Here is a 15,447-nt window from a genome sequence, read left to right as displayed (position 1 = left end):
TTGATCAGAAACAGATAACGATATAAAGAACTCTTTATATCACGATGGAGAGATTTCATGACCCGCACCATCGTCGCCTCGGCGACACGAGAAATCATCATCGGCTTCGATCAGCCCTTCTGCGTGATCGGCGAGCGCATCAACCCGACCGGCCGTAAGAAACTGGCCGCCGAAATGATCGCCGGCAATTTTGAGACCGTCATCAAGGATGCGCTGGAGCAGGCCGCCTGTGGGGCGACCATGCTCGACGTCAATGCCGGCGTCACTGCAGTCGATCCCAACGCCACCGAGCCGGCGCTGCTGGTGCAGACGCTGGAGATCGTGCAAGGCCTGGTCGACCTGCCGTTGTCGATCGACTCCTCCGTGACTGCGGCAATCGAAGCGGCGCTGAAGGTCGCCAAGGGCCGGCCGCTGGTCAATTCCGTCACCGGCGAGGAGGAAAAGCTCGAAGCCATCCTGCCGTTGATCAAGAAATACAACGTTCCCGTCGTCGCCATTTCCAACGACGAGACCGGTATTTCGATGGACCCCGATGTGCGCTTCGCCGTCGCCAAGAAGATCGTTCAGCGCTGTGCCGACTTCGGCATTCCGGCGCATGATGTGGTCGTCGACCCGCTGGTCATGCCGATCGGCGCGCTGGGCGATGCCGGCCGCCAGGTATTTGCCCTGCTACGCCGGCTGCGCGAGGAGCTCAAGGTCAACACCACCTGCGGCCTCTCCAACATCTCGTTCGGCCTGCCGCACCGTCATGGCATCAACGCCGCCTTCATCCCGATGGTGATCGGCGCCGGCATGACCTCGGCGATCATGAACCCGGTGCGGCCGCAGGAAATGGAAGCGGTGCGCGGCGCCAACGTGCTGAACGGCACCGACGAGAACTGCACCAACTGGATCAGGACCTACAAGGACTACAAGCCTGCTGAAGGCGGCCAGGCCGTTGCCGCCCGGACGCAGGTCAACGCGCCGGGCGATGGCAATGGCAATGGCGGACGCAGGCGCGGCGGCCGCGAAGCGCGTATGGCCCGGGGTTGAGCCAGGTCTTGGCCGACACGATATGGGGCCCAGGACTTGGGAGGAACCGAGACACAGCGGCATCGCTGCCGTGGCCAAGACCCGAGCTGCGTAGAAAGTAAAGTCTGGAACGTATGAACTCTCCCGTCAACATCACCGATCCGCTCGTGCTGTTCATGCCGTCGGGCAAGCGCGGGCGGTTTCCGGTCGGCACGCCGGTTCTGGATGCCGCGCGCCAGCTCGGTGTCTATGTCGAGAGCGTGTGCGGCGGGCGTGCCACTTGCGGGCGTTGCCAGATCGAGGTGCAGGAAGGCAATTTCGCCAAGCACAAGATTGTTTCCTCCAACGATCACCTCTCGCCCAAGGGCGCCAAGGAAGAGCGCTACGAGCGCGTACGCGGCCTGCCCGAGCGCCGCCGGCTGTCCTGCTCGGCGCAGATTCTCGGCGATCTCGTCGTCGACGTGCCGCAGGACACCGTCATCAACGCGCAGACCATCCGCAAGGACGCCGACACCAGGGTCATCGCCCGCGATGCGGCAATCCGCATGTGCTATGTCGAGATCGAAGAACCCGACATGCACAAGCCGCTCGGCGACCTCGACCGGCTGAAGATCGCGCTGATGAAGGACTGGGGCCTCAAGAGCCTCGATTTCGATTTCCATCTGTTGCCGCAGGTGCAAGGCATTTTGCGCAAAGGCAACTGGACCGCGACCGCCGCCATCCACAAGGACACCGACAGCGAGACCGCACGGGTCATCGCTTTGTGGCCCGGCCTCAAGAACGAGGCGTACGGACTTGCCTGCGATATCGGCTCGACCACGATCGCCATGCATCTGGTGTCGTTGCTGTCGGGCCGCGTCGCCGCCTCGTCGGGCACATCCAATCCGCAGATCCGCTTCGGCGAGGATCTGATGAGCCGTGTCTCGTACGTGATGATGAACCCGGACGGCCGCGAAGGCATGACGGTCGCCGTGCGCGAGGCCATTTCGGGGCTTGTGGACAAGGTCTGCACCGAAGGCAACGTCCAACGCAACGACATCCTGGATTCCGTGTTCGTCGGCAATCCGATCATGCACCATCTGTTCCTCGGCATCGATCCGACCGAGCTCGGCGGCGCCCCCTTCGCGCTAGCCGTCTCCGGCGCCGTGCACATCAAGGCATCGGATATCGGTTTGAAGCTCAACCAGGGCGCCAGGCTCTATATGCTTCCTTGCATTGCCGGCCATGTCGGCGCGGACGCTGCCGCAGTGACGCTGTCGGAAGGGCCGCACCGCCAGGACGAGATGATGCTGATCGTCGATGTCGGCACCAATGCCGAGATCGTGCTCGGCAATCGCCACCGGGTCGTGGCGGCCTCATCGCCAACTGGCCCGGCCTTCGAAGGTGCGGAAATCTCCGGTGGCCAGCGCGCCGCACCGGGTGCCATCGAGCGCGTCCGCATCGATCCTGAAACGCTGGAACCGAAATACCGCGTCATCGGCTCGGAACTCTGGTCCGACGAGCCGGGCTTCCTCGACAGTGTGCAGGCGACCGGCGTCACCGGTATTTGCGGCTCCGGCATCATCGAGGTGGTCGCCGAGATGTATCTCGCCGGCATCATCTCCGAGGACGGCGTCGTCGATGGATCGCTGAGCGGCCACTCGCCTCGCGTCGTCGCCAATGGCCGCACCTTCTCCTATGTGCTGAAGGAAGGCGAGCCCAAGATCACCATCACCCAGACTGATGTGCGCGCTATCCAGCTTGCCAAGGCCGCCCTTTATGCCGGCACCAAGCTTTTGATGGAAAAGCAGCACACCGATCATGTCGACCGCATCCACTTCGCCGGCGCATTCGGCTCGTTCATCGACCCGAAATACGCAATGGTGCTGGGCCTGATTCCGGATTGCGATCTCGACAAGGTCTCGGCCGTTGGCAATGCGGCCGGCGCCGGCGCCCGCATGGCGCTGTTGAACCGTGGCTATCGCCGCGAGATCGAGGAAACCGTTAGCAAGATCGAGAAGATCGAGACGGCGCTGGAGCCGAAATTCCAGGAACATTTCGTTTATGCCATGGCGCTCCCGAACAAGATCGACCCGTTTCCCAAGCTGTCGGCGGCGGTGAAACTGCCGCCGCGCAAGACGGTGAGCGAAGACGGCATTGCCGGCGACGCTGCCCCGCGGCGGCGTTCGCGCGAAGGCCACGCCGCGCGGCGCGGGCGGGGATGACTCGCCTCCGCCAGGCTGTCAGACCTTCCATTTTCATTTGTATGCAAATGTTTCCAGATCGCGCCGATCTGGAAACGAAATCGCGTTTTCGTGAAATCCGCCAGATACATAGGCGGAGCATTTAACCGGCATCGAACGGCAGGCGGAAACAGTTTTCGGCCACCGCAACGCTCCAAGGAGATCAGGATGTCGATGTTCGAAAGCCTCGGCCGCTATGGTGCGGCCTTCAAGAAAACACGCGAAGCGCGCAAGTCGCTGCGCATCCTCAACAGCTTGCCGCCTGAGATCCAAAAGGACATTGGCTGGCCGGTGTCGCCGCGTTCGAGCGAAAGGCAGCTTTCGGTCGGATGGGGCATGCAGCGCGGATGAAATTCATCGACAAATGCAAGCTGCTCGGTATTCGCCGGAGCCGCAATGCGGCTCCGGCTGCACCCAGCAATTGGCTGCGCGCCGCGTTGCTGCCGCGGCGTTGAGCTGCGCCGGTAGGCCAGAGACTTCATGGCCGGACGCTTTGTCGACAGCTGGGATCAAACGACCGTGTTGAGATTGCATCAATCTTGACTTTTTTGGTGGCGACACAATCTTCGAAATAGTCGGGGGTTCTCTTAGTCGGCTCAGCCGAAGTCCGTGTATCTGCATGCCCAGTCTCAAAAGCCACGTCGTGTCGTTCGTCCTCAGGTACAGCCGCAAGAAGGCGTTTTCTAGCCCCGAGAACCTGCAGCGCTGGATCGCCTATGCGCGCAAGACGGAAAACCATCAGCCGCCTGCGTCGCTACGGTCACGCCTGGAGATCACAACCCGCACGATCAACGGCTTTCCCGTCTACGAGATCGCGCCCAAGGCTGGCGAGCGGAAGCGGATTCTCTACCTGCACGGCGGCGCTTACGTCTTCGAAATCACCCCCTATCATTGGCGGCTGATCGCCGACATGGCCGACCGTCTCGGGTTCGGTATCACTGTGCCGATCTATCCCATTGCTCCCGAACACGATTTCCACGCCATGTTTGGTATGGTCGGCGCTGTCTACCGCCTGATGTTCGGCGAAACCAGCGCGACTGACATCATCTTCATGGGCGATTCCGCCGGCGGAAACATGGCCGTCGTGCTGACGATGATGGCTGCGCAAAATGGCCTGCCCTTGCCATCACGCCACGTGCTGATTTCGCCCGGTCTCGACGTGTCGCTCGCCAACCCAGAAATGTATGAGGCCGAACGCAACGATCCGTGGCTGGGCATTGCCGGCGGCCGCGAGGCGATCCGGCTTTACAGCGCCGGCATAGATCCCACCGACTGGCGCATCAGCCCGGTTTACGGCGACCTGTCGGTGCTGCCCAAAACGCTGCTGCTGACCGGTTCACGCGATCTGCTCACCCCCGACAATCTGATCTTTGCGGAAAAGGCACGCGCGGCCGGCGTCGAAATTGAGGTCGTCCACGAGCAAGGCATGTTCCATGTCTGGCCGTTGATCGACATGCCGGAGGCGCGACGCGCGCGGGACAGCATAGTGGCCTTCTTGACCAACGAAACTGACAGTTATCATGCCAAGGCAGGAGAGTTGTCGCTGCAATGGGCAGACCGCGACGGAACCCCTCGCGATCTGGTTGCGCCGCTCAGGTCGTAGTTTGGCTCAGAACTTCCCAGTTTCCCTGAACATCTCAAACGTCGCGCGGATATGATCGGCGACTGCCTTCACCGGCGCGCTGGCGTCCGGCGTCACCACCATGGCCAGATTGTAGGTGCCGATGTCAGGCATGCCGTCCTTCGGGCACAGCTCGACCATGTCGCTGCCGAGGAATGATTTCGGCAACGGCGCGACTGCAAGATCCGCCATGATCGCGGCGCGCTGGCCGGCCGTGTGTGCGCTCATATAGGCGATACGGTAGTTGCGGCCCTCGCGGCCAAGCGCCTCCAATGCCCCTGCCCGCCAGGCACACCCCTCTTCCCACAATGAGACCGGCAGCGGCTCACGCAGATGCGCGCAACCGCCCTTGGCACCGGCCCAGACGATCGGCTCGGTGAGCAGCACTTCGGCGCCAATCGCGCTGGTCTTGTAGGAGTTGGTGAGCAACGTGATGTCGAGCGCCCGGTCGTCCATGCGCCGGCGCAGATTGACGCTCTGGTCGATGGTGACGTCGACCGCGATCGATGGATGCGACTGTGCGAACCGCTTCAGCACATGCGGCAGCACACGTTCGCCGTAATCGTCCGGCGAGCCGAGCCGCACCACCCCGACAATGTCTGGAATGATGAACTTCGACACCACCTCGCGATTGATCGACAGCAGCCGGCGCGCATAGCCGAGCAGCATCTCGCCATCGGTGGTCAGCGTCACCGAACGGGCGTCGCGCGCGAACACCGAGCGGCCGAGAATGTCCTCCAGCTTCTTGATCTGCATCGAGACGGCCGACGGCGTGCGGAAGACCGCATTGGCCGCAGTGGTGAAGCTGCCGGTCTCGGCGATTGCGACGAAAGTGCGCAGAACATCGAGATCGAGCAGCGGCAGCGGATGATTGAGTGGGGCGTTCATGGCAAGCGACCCTCAATTTTTCTGATGCAAACCATCATTCCATTTCGTTTGATTGAACATCAGTTTGGGAGGATAGTCAACTCCATCGAAGGCGGGACGCATCGAAGTGGTCCCGAAACAACCATGACACGGACCTGCAATCGACACGAAATGAAGCTGAAACAAACCCGGTGTACCGCCTGACGCTGCAAGCGCCGGGACAACCCGGCCCAACGCGAAGGAGAATGAGATGTCTATCCTGTCATCCATCGGTCGGATCGCGACCGAGTTCAGCGAGGCCCGTGCCCGCTACCAGACGGAACGCGCCATCCGCGCGCTGCCGATTGAACTGCAGAAGGATATCGGCTGGCCTGAAGCTGCCGATGCCAAGGCCGGCACTCGCCATGGTGTGGGATCCTGGGCTGGAGCAAAGTAAACCGTGTGTATCAACAGCTGAAGGCCTGCCGCGCAGATCAGCCCGGCAGGCCTTTTTGTTTGTACTCCAATGATTTTCCCGAGCCATGTCGCCGTCGCATGCCGCATATGAGCAAGTCGCATAGCAGCCCGCACTGGCAATCAACACATTGTAAATAATCGAAAATCCGGGGCAGAATGCCCAAATTTGTCGCATTCCGTGTCGCTTTTCATATCAAGTGCTTCGCTTTTGCGATTTAGTTTCCCCTCACGTAAGCCTATATCATCATCAACAAACGAGCTGCCCCACTCCATCAAGCGAAGGCGACCCGTCTGAGCAACCGAATGGAGATGATCATGAAGCTTTTTGCCCGCCTCTTTGCCCGTCGCGAAATGAACCTGACGACCGCGCTCGAGCGCCAGCGCCTAGCCAACACCATGCCTGGCCAGACCGGTGCCATGGCTGCCGCGCGCCTCGGCTTCGTCGCCTGAGACGCGGCAATCCCGGCGGAAGCAGCCTAGCGCTGCTTCGAAGTCGATCCAGCGCCGCTTCGGTTTTGCCGAGGCGGCGTTTTCGTGTGCGCAGACTGCGTAGGCTCGTTTGCTCGATCCGGCGGCATATCGCGTCCTTCGCTGCATAGCGATTGCCCATTTGCGACCCGTGTCGCAAATAAAGTCGCTCCGTTGCCATCTAGCCAATTGACAGGAAACGTCTTTCCTGATGTCGCTATGCTAATCGCGACATCCTGTTCGCGCCATTGCAGCGTGAGGATCTACCCGTGAACGTCGTAAAGCACCCGATCCGGCGATCGTTCGTATTCTTCCTGGTCCCCGATTTCACCATGATCGCCTTCGCGACGGCGCTCGATCCGTTGCGTTCGGCCAACCGCATGCTCGGCTATGAAGCCTATCGCTGGCGGCTCGCCAGCATCGACGGCAAGCCGGTGCGCGCCTCGAACGGCGTCGAATGCGCCGTCAACACCTCGCTGGAGGAAGAGCGCAAGAAAATGTCCGGACCGGACCGGCCGAACATGGCCATCGTCTGCAGCGGCATCAATGTCGAGCGCTACCAGAACAAATCGGCCTTTGCCTGGTTGCGCGAGGAGTACAATCGCGGCGTTGCCGTCGGCGGCCTGTGCACCGGCGCGCATATCCTGGCCGCCGCAGGCCTGCTGTCCAACAAGCGCTGCGCCATCCATTGGGAGAACCTGCCGGGCTTTTCCGAGGCGTTCCCCAAGGCCAATGTCTTCGCCGACCTCTTCGAGATCGACCAGAACATCTACACCTGCGCCGGCGGCACCGCCGCGCTCGACATGATGCTGAAGCTGATCGGCGACGATTTCGACGAAAGCCTCGTCAACCGCGTCTGCGAGCAGGTGCTGACTGATCGCGTGCGCAGCCCGACCGACCGCCAGCGCCTGCCGCTGCGCGCCCGCCTTGGCGTGCAGAATTCCAAGGTTCTGACCATTATCGAGCTGATGGAAGCCAATCTCTCCGAGCCGCTCTCGCTGATCGAGGTCGCTGACCATGTCGACCTGTCGCGCCGGCAGATTGAGCGCCTGTTCCGCACCGAGATGGGGCGCTCCCCTGCCCGTTACTATCTGGAGATCCGCCTCGACCGCGCCCGGCACCTGCTGATCCAGTCGTCGTTGCCGGTGGTCGAAGTGGCGGTCGCCTGCGGCTTTGTTTCCGCCTCGCATTTCTCCAAATGCTATCGCGAGTTGTACGCCCGCTCGCCGCAACAGGAACGCGTCGACCGCAAGCAGCTTCTGGCGGCTTGATCCAGCACGTTTCGCGCGCGCGGCCGAAATTGTCATGACATTGTCTGGCGAATGTGACCGGCGCAGCTTTCATCTCGACGCCGAAAAATGGATCGCGTTCATGGCAGGGCTCGACGCGCCAACGCGTGATCTCCCCCGCCTCAAGCGCTTATTGAACGAACCAAGCATTTTTTCCGGTCGCGATCCAGCGTGAGCGAGTTCCAGATCGAGAAACTGGCCCGCAAGCATTTGGTGGACATGTTCGACTGCGGTGAAGAACCGCTCAATCGCTTTCTCGTACGCTATGCATTCCAAAACGAGCAAGCCAATGCATCGCAGACCTACATTGGTCTCTCTGGCGAAGATGTGATCGGCCTTTACACCCTGGTCGTTGGTGAAGTTAAATATGAGGGTGGCGCCCGAGCGATCGACGAAAGGTCTCGCCCGCCATCCGGTGCCTGTAATGCTGCTGGCGCGTCTTGCGGTCGGTCTGGACTGGCAAGGCAAAGGCGTCGGCGGCGGACTGTTGCGCGATGCCGTCCTGCGCAGGTTGCAGGCGGCCGATATTGCAGGTATCCGCGCGGTCGTCGTCCACGCCAAGAACGACGGCGCCCGCACGTTTTACGAACGCTACGGATTCGCGCAATCGCCGACGGACCCGCTGCATCTTTACGTGCTTATCAAGGACTTACGAAGTCTCTGAGCCGTTCAGGCGCCTTGCTGACCCGACTATATCTGCGCCGTGCGCATCGCCTCGACGCGGATATCTTCCGTCAGCCGCGCCTTCAGTGCCGAAAACTCCGGGCTGGTCTTCAGCGTGTAGTGGCGCGGATGCGGCAGGTCGACGGCAACGTCCGATTTGATGCGGCCCGGCCGTGCCGTCATCACGACCACGCGCGACGCCATGAAGATCGCCTCCTCTATGTCGTGGGTGACGAACAGCACCGTTTTTTGCCGGCGCTCCCAGATGCCGAGAAGCAGTTCCTGCATCAGCCCGCGGGTCTGGTTGTCGAGTGCGCCGAACGGCTCGTCGAGCAGCAGGATCTCCGGATCGTTGGCCAGTGCCCGGGCAATCGCGGTGCGCTGCTGCATGCCGCCGGAAAGCTGCTTCGGCCAATGGTTTTCAAAACCTCTCAGCCCGACGAGATCGACGTAAGAAGCGACGATTTCGCTGCGCTCGTGCTCGGCCATTCCACGTTCGCGCAGGCCGAAGGCGATGTTCTCGGCGACCGTCAGCCACGGAAACAGCGTATAGGACTGGAAAACCATGCCGCGGTCTGGACCGGGCCGGTCCACCACCCTGCCGTCGAGCAGAACACGTCCCCCACTCGGCGCTTCGAGGCCGGCGACGATCCTGAGCAGCGTCGACTTTCCACAGCCGGATGGCCCCAGGATGGTTATGAAGTCGTTGGCGGCGACCGCCAGATCGATCGGCATCAGCGCCTTGACCGGCTGCCCACCGCCGACACCGGCGAAGGTGCGCGAGACGCCTTCGATGAGCAGCTTGCTCACGCCAGGCTCCATGGAAACAGCCAACGGTTGAGCGCCTTGAAGGCGAAATCGGACAACAGCCCGATCAGGCCGATGACGATGATGCCGAAGATGATCTGCCCTGTCGCCAGCCGCGACTGGCTGTTGATGATCATGTAGCCGATGCCCGACGACGAGCCGATCAGCTCGGCGACGATGACATAGGTCCAGGCCCAGCCGAGCACCAGCCGCAGGGTCTCGGCAATCTCCGGCGCATTGGCCGGCATGATCACGCGCCGCACGATGCCGTTGTCGGACGAGCCAAGCGTGTAGGCCGCCTCGACCAGGTCGCGCCGTGTGCCGCCGACCTTGACCGCGATGATCAGGATGATCTGGAACACCGAGCCGACGAAGATCACCAGCAGTTTTTCGAGCTCGCCAACGCCCGCCCACAGGATGAGCAGCGGGATGAAGGCCGATGCCGGCAGATAGCGGGCGAAGGAGACGAACGGCTCCAGGAACGCCTCCACTGGCTTCCAGGCACCCATCACGATGCCGAGCGGCACGGCAACGATGGCCGCCATCAGGAACCCGCCGAAGACGCGCCAGATGGTGATAAGGATGTCAAGCCAGAAGCGGTCCTCGACCAGCAGCCGCCAACCGTCTCTCACCATCGACAGCGGATCGGCAAGGAAAATGCGATTGACGTGGCCGCCAAGCGTGATCCACGCCCAGAACGCCACGAACAGCACGAAGAACGAAATGCCGAGCACGGTTCGAATGCCCGGCGAGACCGGATGCAAGGGGCGCGGCATCTTCGACCGTCCTCTGATCTGAATGAAAAAGCGGCGGCGCACGCGCCGCCGCCGGGCGACAATCCTGCCGGTTAGTCGGCGACGGCGCTGGTGTCGGCCAATGTCGAGACGTCAGGCGCTTCCTTGATCAAACCCATCTGCAGCAGAAGCTCGCCGGCGGTCTTGGAAAAGTCCTGGAATTCCTTGGTGAAGAACTGCTTGTTTTCAGCCTTGTCGGCCCATTTCAGGTATTTGGCCGACTCTTCGAATTCCTTGGCCGACTGCTTCACGTCGGCACCCATCGTCTCATAGGATTTCGCCGGATCGCTCTTGATCAGGTCGAGTGCCTCGAAATAGCTGTCGGCAAGCGCCTTGCCCGCATCCGGATTGGCCTTGAGGAACTCCGGCGTGCAGCCGACCGTATCGAGCACCATCGGATAGTCGAGAGTGGTCACAAGGATATGGCCCTGGTCGGACTTTTCGCGCACCGCCGAGATGAACGGCTCATAGGTGACCGCCGCATCGTTCTGGCCGGCGAGAAACGCCTGCGCCGCCGCATCCGGCTCCAGGTTGACGACCGTCACGTCCTTGGTCGACATGCCGTTCTTGTTGAGCACCCAGGCCAGCATGAAATAGGGCGAGGTGCCCGGCGCCGAAGACGCGACCGACTTACCTTTGAGATCGGCGACGGTCTTGATGTCGTTGCGGGCGACGATGCCGTCGGCGCCGTAGGATTTGTCGAGCTGGAATATCTGCTTGGTCGTCACGCCATTGGCGTTCCAGACCAGCCAGGTCTCGACCGTGGTGGCGGCGCATTGCAGGTCGCCGCTGGCGATGGCGAGCGGCCGGCTGGCTTGCGGCACCTTCTTCAAGGTGACGTCGAGGCCGTGCTTTTCGAAGATGCCGGCCTGCTTGGCGAGCGTCAGCGGCGCAAAGCCGGTCCATCCACTGATGCCAATGCTGACCGATGTGGCGGCCATCGCCGGCGCGGACAATCCGACGGCAAGCGTCAAGCTTGCGGCAAGAATTCCGATCCTGTTCATGTCGGTTCCCCTTTTATGTGTTCGGATGCGGAATTGTGTCACAGACGCCCGCAGGCTTGTCAATGAAGCAGATGCTGCACTGCGGTATGTCACCATCGACAGCAAACTCCGCCATCAGCGGCTGTTGTACATCCAGCTGCGGTCGCGCCACATTTTTTCGCCGACCAGGCAGTCGGTGACGGGGATGTCCTGTGCCAGCACCAATGGCGGATGCGCCGCCCCTTCCGCCGCTCGCTGCGGCGAGGCCGGACCGGCAAGCTCCAGCACCAGCTTGCGGCGGATGGCCTCCGGAAACTGCGTCCAGTCATTGACCGGGATCATGAAGGAGCCCGGCCCGCCGATGACGCAGTCGCTGTAGTAGCGGTCGAGATTGTTGACATCGTAAGCGCTGCTGAACCCGCCCCTGGTCATCAGCGGCAGGCCGTTGACGGTGATGCCTTGCTTGATCACGGCGTCGCGGGTGATATCGACAGGTGCGCCCTGGTTGTTGGGGCCGTCACCCGAAATGTCGATCACCCGCTTGACGCCCTGGAAGCCGCTTTCAGCAAAGAGATCGCTGGCGAATTCCAGCGCGCCGGAGATCGAGGTGCGCCTGGCACTGGCCGGCGGATGAGCGGAAAGCTGCGCTGCCAGCCGCTCGGCGTCGGCACGATTGGCGATCACCGTCCACGGCACGACGACCTGCTGCCAGGTCGCGCCAGCCCATTCGACATAGGTGACGGCAATCTTGCCATGAGCGCCTTCGCCGATTGCCTGCAAGACATCGTCATGCGTCAGCGCCGCCGCATAGCCATGACGCTGGATTTCGAGCTCGTCCGGCGACATGGACAGCGAAACGTCGACTGCCAGCACCAGTTCGATGTCGACCGGCTCGGCGGCGCGGGAGTTTGCAGTCAGCCATAGCACCGACGCCAGCGCGGCGGCACCCGAGACGAGATGTCTTGCACGGGCAAAAGCAGACATGCCGCCACGGTAGTCGAGAATCGCTGATCGACAAAGAGAAAAGCCCGGACGGGAACCCGGCTGCTCCAGTCACGTTTTACGAGCGCATCTCGAAATTCAGCTGCGCGGATTGAGGTTCTCCGGGTCGTAGAGCGGCCTGTAGCCGACGGCGGCCACTTCGACCGGGTACTTCTCGCCGAAATATTCGACGCTCAGCTTGCGGCCCTCCTGGCAACACGCCCAGGGCAGGTAGGCGAGCGCGATGTTCTTGCCGAGGGTCGGACCATAAGCCACCGAGGTCGTGAAGGAGCGGCGGCCGAGCTCGTCGACGAGCGTCTCACCGGTTTGCGGGTCCATCACCGGCATCGTGCCAACCGGATAGCGGGGAACACCATTCGAATCTGTATTGTCCGTCATGATAAGCGTGCAAAGCATGGCCGGCTGATGCACCCGGGCGCGATATTCCAGATGCTTTGCCTTGCCGCAGAAATCGGCCTCCTTGACTTTCGGACGGGCAAGGTCGGCTTCCAGCAGATTGTATTCGGTCAAGAGGTCCGCATTCTGCAGGCGCAGGCTCTTCTCCATGCGGCGGCTGTTGGCATAGGTCTCGACGCCAAAGGCCATCACGCCGGTCGACCGCAGCGCGTCCCAGACAGCCAGGCCGTCCTCGTAGCGCATATGCAGTTCCCAGCCTTGCTCGCCGACATAGGAGATGCGGAAGGCGGTCACGTCCTTGCCGGCGATCCTGACGGGCTTGATCGTGGCAAAGGGAAAATTCTCAGGCGTCAGTCCGTCGGGGTTTTCCACGACCTTGCCTAATGTTGCCCGCGCGTTCGGACCCCAGATGCCGACGGTCACATATCTCTCGGTCACATCGGTGACGGTAACGTCGAAGCCTTTGTCCTCTGCCGTCCGGCGCATGTACTGGAAGTCGCGCGGCCCGGCATCAGCGCCGTCGATGACGCGGCAGCGGTCGGCCATGCGGATGACGGTCAGGTCGGCGCGCACCATGCCTTCCTCGTCGAGGAAATGGGTATAGATGCCCTTGCCGATATTGCCGTCACCGCCGATCTTTGCCGCGCACAGCCATTCCATCAGCGCGACATGATCCGGGCCTTCGACGTCGTACATGGCGAAATGCGACAGGTTGACGATGCCGCAATCCTCGCTCATCGCGAGATGCTCGGCGTTCGAGACGCGCCAGAAGTGGCGGTTATCCCATTCGTTTTGGCGCACCGGCACCCGGTTGCCGTATTTCTCGAGCAGATGCTCGTTGGCGGCGTAGCCATGGGCGCGCTCCCAGCCGCCGAGCTCCATGAAATAGCCGCCGAGTTCCTTCTCGCGCTCCCAGAAGGGCGAGCGGCGGACATTGCGAGCCTTGGAGAACGGCTCGCGCGGATGGACCGCCGGGTTGTAGACCTTCATCGCGGTTTCGGTGCAGCGATCCCAGATGAACTGTTCTTTCGTCTGGTGCGGATAGAAACGCGAATAGTCGATGGCGTGGTGGTCGATCGCCGTGCGGCCATCCGTCATCCAGTCGGCGATGAGCTTGCCCATGCCGGGGCCGTCCTTGACCCAGATCGCCACGGCATACCAGAGGCCCCTCACCTTCTGGCTTTCGCCCATCGAGGGGCCGCCGTCCGCCGTCACCTGCAACAGGCCGTTGAAGGAATGGCTCTCATTGTAGCCCAGCTCGCCCAGGATCGGCGTCAGTTCCATGGCGCGCTCGAGCGGCGCCAGGATTTGTTCCATGTCGAGATCGCGTTGCGACGGCGAAAGCCGCGCCTCGTTTTTCTCGAGAATATCGCGCGGATGGCAAAGGCGCGGATTGGTCTCTTCGTAATAACCCCATTCGATCTGCCCGCCTTCGGCGGTCTTGGGGTCGCCGGTATCGCGCATGTAAGCCGAGTTGCCCTGGTCGCGCAGCAGCGGCCAGCCGATCTCCTTGCCGGTGCCGGCGAACTCAGTGTACGGCCCGAAGAAGGTAAGCGGATGGTCAATCGGCATGACCGGCAGGTCCTCGCCCGCCATTTCCGCGATCAGCCGTCCCCAGATGCCGGTGCAGACCACGACATAGTCGGCCTCGATGGTGCCGCGGTCGGTCACCACGCCCTTGATGCGGCCGTTCTCGATGACGAGCGACCTGGCCGACGTATTGGCAAACGCCCTGAGTTTGCCGGAAGCTTCCGCCTGGTCGACAAGCTTGCCGGCGACGGTCTGCGAGCGCGGGATGACGAGGCCGGCGTCGGGATCCCACAGGCCGCCCTGTACCATCTGTTCTTCGATCAGCGGGAATTTTTCCTTGATCTCGGCGGGATCGATCAGGCGGGCGCGTGTGCCGAAGGCCTTCGCCGAGGCGATCTTGCGCTTGATCTCCGCCATGCGGGCGTCGTCGCCGACGCGGGCGACCTCGAGGCCGCCGATGCGCGCGTAGTGACCCATCTTTTCGTAGAAATCGATGGAATAGAGCGTCGTCCAGCACGACAGGAAATCATGGCTGGTCGTGTAGCAGAAGTCGGAGGCATGCGCCGTCGAGCCGATATCCGTCGGGATGCCCGATTTGTCGATGCCGACAATATCGTCCCATCCGCGCTCGATCAGGTGATGGGCGACCGATGCGCCGACGATGCCGCCCAGCCCGACGATGACGACCTTCGCCTTTTCCGGAAACCCTGCCATTGCCCGCGACTCCAAGATGCTATTGCGAGCAGACTATAGGGCGGCGCGGCGCCGCGCTTGCAGCCTGTTTGCGACATCGCCAAAAAAGCCCGCGCCACCAGCCCGTCGAATGCAGTTAGACCGAAGGCGCTGCTAGAGCCCGTCCTGCGCAGCTTCGAAGAAAAGTGCATACCTTCATCGCCGATTACCGGAAGCAAATAAAAGGCCGGGCGTTTGCCCGGCCTTCAAAAATCATGGCGTCGACTTTACTTGATGCGCGCGACGCCGCCCGAGATCTCAATCGTCTCCGAACCGGTCAGCGCCTCGAGGTCGCCATTCGGCAAGGTAACAAAACAGCCGCTCGGGCAAAATTCCACGGTTTCGCCAGCCGCCAGCGCCAACTCGGTCTTGCCGCCGCCTTCCGTCACGATCAGCGTGCGGGTCTCGGCGTCCTTGTTGACCGCGCTGGCGGCATGGGCCGAACCGCCCACGGCCAGAAAAGCGATGGCGGCGACGAGAGACTTCCACATTTTGCAGTATCGGTGTTGCCACCGCCTCTGTTGCATTTCGCAAGGCATTCTCGCCGTTTGCAGGTGAGCTTATATGCAATGCAAGCTGAACGGCAACTGAATGCCGCATTCATGC

General features: G+C 62.0%; 16 protein-coding genes. 9 read left to right on the top strand and 7 right to left on the bottom strand.

Features of this window, described 5'->3' with window-relative positions:
• Positions 1 to 57: 57 nt before the first annotated feature.
• From NKI24_RS20735 to NKI24_RS20720, 4 genes are all read left to right on the top strand, one after another.
• A complete protein-coding gene (locus tag NKI24_RS20735) occupies positions 58 to 1,032 on the top strand; it encodes a methyltetrahydrofolate cobalamin methyltransferase (protein ID WP_023676516.1) in 975 nt (324 codons plus the stop codon).
• Between the two features lie 113 nt (positions 1,033 to 1,145).
• Positions 1,146 to 3,215 carry an ASKHA domain-containing protein gene (locus NKI24_RS20730; protein ID WP_352452107.1) on the top strand — a complete coding sequence of 690 codons (2,070 nt, stop codon included), beginning with the start codon at positions 1,146 to 1,148 and terminating at the stop codon, positions 3,213 to 3,215.
• 186 nt (positions 3,216 to 3,401) lie between these two features.
• On the top strand, positions 3,402 to 3,584 hold the full coding sequence (locus NKI24_RS20725) for a hypothetical protein (RefSeq protein WP_023676518.1): 183 nt from the start codon (positions 3,402 to 3,404) through the stop codon (positions 3,582 to 3,584).
• Positions 3,585 to 3,852: 268 nt separating this feature from the next.
• Positions 3,853 to 4,836, top strand: coding sequence for an alpha/beta hydrolase (locus NKI24_RS20720; protein WP_352452108.1), 984 nt, complete (start codon positions 3,853 to 3,855; stop codon positions 4,834 to 4,836).
• A 6-nt stretch (positions 4,837 to 4,842) separates the two neighbouring features.
• Here NKI24_RS20720 and NKI24_RS20715 read toward each other — a convergent pair whose 3' ends face one another.
• A complete protein-coding gene (locus tag NKI24_RS20715) occupies positions 4,843 to 5,742 on the bottom strand; it encodes a LysR substrate-binding domain-containing protein (RefSeq protein ID WP_023676521.1) in 900 nt (299 codons plus the stop codon).
• A 229-nt stretch (positions 5,743 to 5,971) separates the two neighbouring features.
• On the opposite strand from NKI24_RS20715, the gene NKI24_RS20710 reads away from it, so the two are divergent.
• The 5 genes from NKI24_RS20710 (at position 5,972) to NKI24_RS20690 (ending at position 8,598) form a co-directional block, all read left to right on the top strand.
• Positions 5,972 to 6,157 carry a hypothetical protein gene (locus tag NKI24_RS20710; RefSeq protein ID WP_352452109.1) on the top strand — a complete coding sequence of 62 codons (186 nt, stop codon included), beginning with the start codon at positions 5,972 to 5,974 and terminating at the stop codon, positions 6,155 to 6,157.
• Between the two features lie 335 nt (positions 6,158 to 6,492).
• A complete protein-coding gene (locus tag NKI24_RS20705; RefSeq protein WP_013894968.1) occupies positions 6,493 to 6,627 on the top strand; it encodes a hypothetical protein in 135 nt (44 codons plus the stop codon).
• 350 nt (positions 6,628 to 6,977) lie between these two features.
• Positions 6,978 to 7,916, top strand: coding sequence for a GlxA family transcriptional regulator (locus tag NKI24_RS20700; protein ID WP_348625928.1), 939 nt, complete (start codon positions 6,978 to 6,980; stop codon positions 7,914 to 7,916).
• A 34-nt stretch (positions 7,917 to 7,950) separates the two neighbouring features.
• Complete coding sequence (locus NKI24_RS20695) at positions 7,951 to 8,109, top strand: type II toxin -antitoxin system TacA 1-like antitoxin (protein WP_352452110.1); 159 nt, start codon at positions 7,951 to 7,953, stop codon at positions 8,107 to 8,109.
• A gap of 249 nt (positions 8,110 to 8,358) precedes the next feature.
• The gene (locus NKI24_RS20690; RefSeq protein WP_352452111.1) at positions 8,359 to 8,598 is read left to right on the top strand and encodes a GNAT family N-acetyltransferase; all 240 of its coding nucleotides are present in this window, start codon (positions 8,359 to 8,361) and stop codon (positions 8,596 to 8,598) included.
• 26 nt (positions 8,599 to 8,624) lie between these two features.
• Here the strand turns inward: NKI24_RS20690 and NKI24_RS20685 are convergent, their stop codons facing one another.
• From NKI24_RS20685 to NKI24_RS20660, 6 genes are all read right to left on the bottom strand, one after another.
• On the bottom strand, positions 8,625 to 9,407 hold the full coding sequence (locus NKI24_RS20685) for an ABC transporter ATP-binding protein (protein WP_352452112.1): 783 nt from the start codon (positions 9,405 to 9,407) through the stop codon (positions 8,625 to 8,627).
• The gene (locus NKI24_RS20680) at positions 9,404 to 10,180 is read right to left on the bottom strand and encodes an ABC transporter permease (protein WP_023676527.1); all 777 of its coding nucleotides are present in this window, start codon (positions 10,178 to 10,180) and stop codon (positions 9,404 to 9,406) included. Before NKI24_RS20680 ends, NKI24_RS20685 begins: the two co-directional genes overlap by 4 nt.
• 71 nt (positions 10,181 to 10,251) lie before the next feature.
• Positions 10,252 to 11,202, bottom strand: coding sequence for an ABC transporter substrate-binding protein (locus tag NKI24_RS20675; RefSeq protein WP_352452114.1), 951 nt, complete (start codon positions 11,200 to 11,202; stop codon positions 10,252 to 10,254).
• Between the two features lie 114 nt (positions 11,203 to 11,316).
• Positions 11,317 to 12,165: a DUF1194 domain-containing protein gene (locus NKI24_RS20670; protein WP_352452115.1), complete on the bottom strand. Its 849-nt coding sequence runs from the start codon at positions 12,163 to 12,165 to the stop codon at positions 11,317 to 11,319.
• Between the two features lie 96 nt (positions 12,166 to 12,261).
• Positions 12,262 to 14,823: a GcvT family protein gene (locus NKI24_RS20665; protein WP_352747890.1), complete on the bottom strand. Its 2,562-nt coding sequence runs from the start codon at positions 14,821 to 14,823 to the stop codon at positions 12,262 to 12,264.
• A gap of 245 nt (positions 14,824 to 15,068) precedes the next feature.
• Positions 15,069 to 15,332 (bottom strand): hypothetical protein, encoded by a 264-nt coding sequence (locus tag NKI24_RS20660; RefSeq protein WP_023676533.1) that lies wholly within the window; start codon positions 15,330 to 15,332, stop codon positions 15,069 to 15,071.
• Between the last annotated feature and the right edge of the window lie 115 nt (positions 15,333 to 15,447).

Origin of the sequence: Mesorhizobium sp. M0701 (assembly GCF_040320365.1) — a bacterium.
Taxonomy (GTDB): Bacteria; Pseudomonadota; Alphaproteobacteria; order Rhizobiales; family Rhizobiaceae; genus Mesorhizobium.
The sequence above is the reverse complement of the archived record's forward strand: the minus strand, read 5'-3'. Positions and strand labels throughout refer to the sequence as shown.

Coding starts and splice junctions, on each gene's coding strand:
- NKI24_RS20735 (WP_023676516.1), top strand. CDS start 58: ATGACCCGCACCATCGTCGCCTCGGCGACACGAGAAATCATCATCGGC.
- NKI24_RS20730 (WP_352452107.1), top strand. CDS start 1,146: ATGAACTCTCCCGTCAACATCACCGATCCGCTCGTGCTGTTCATGCCG.
- NKI24_RS20725 (WP_023676518.1), top strand. CDS start 3,402: ATGTCGATGTTCGAAAGCCTCGGCCGCTATGGTGCGGCCTTCAAGAAA.
- NKI24_RS20720 (WP_352452108.1), top strand. CDS start 3,853: ATGCCCAGTCTCAAAAGCCACGTCGTGTCGTTCGTCCTCAGGTACAGC.
- NKI24_RS20715 (WP_023676521.1), bottom strand. CDS start 5,742: ATGAACGCCCCACTCAATCATCCGCTGCCGCTGCTCGATCTCGATGTT.
- NKI24_RS20710 (WP_352452109.1), top strand. CDS start 5,972: ATGTCTATCCTGTCATCCATCGGTCGGATCGCGACCGAGTTCAGCGAG.
- NKI24_RS20705 (WP_013894968.1), top strand. CDS start 6,493: ATGAAGCTTTTTGCCCGCCTCTTTGCCCGTCGCGAAATGAACCTGACG.
- NKI24_RS20700 (WP_348625928.1), top strand. CDS start 6,978: ATGATCGCCTTCGCGACGGCGCTCGATCCGTTGCGTTCGGCCAACCGC.
- NKI24_RS20695 (WP_352452110.1), top strand. CDS start 7,951: ATGACATTGTCTGGCGAATGTGACCGGCGCAGCTTTCATCTCGACGCC.
- NKI24_RS20690 (WP_352452111.1), top strand. CDS start 8,359: ATGCTGCTGGCGCGTCTTGCGGTCGGTCTGGACTGGCAAGGCAAAGGC.
- NKI24_RS20680 (WP_023676527.1), bottom strand. CDS start 10,180: ATGCCGCGCCCCTTGCATCCGGTCTCGCCGGGCATTCGAACCGTGCTC.
- NKI24_RS20675 (WP_352452114.1), bottom strand. CDS start 11,202: ATGAACAGGATCGGAATTCTTGCCGCAAGCTTGACGCTTGCCGTCGGA.
- NKI24_RS20670 (WP_352452115.1), bottom strand. CDS start 12,165: ATGTCTGCTTTTGCCCGTGCAAGACATCTCGTCTCGGGTGCCGCCGCG.
- NKI24_RS20665 (WP_352747890.1), bottom strand. CDS start 14,823: ATGGCAGGGTTTCCGGAAAAGGCGAAGGTCGTCATCGTCGGGCTGGGC.
- NKI24_RS20660 (WP_023676533.1), bottom strand. CDS start 15,332: ATGTGGAAGTCTCTCGTCGCCGCCATCGCTTTTCTGGCCGTGGGCGGT.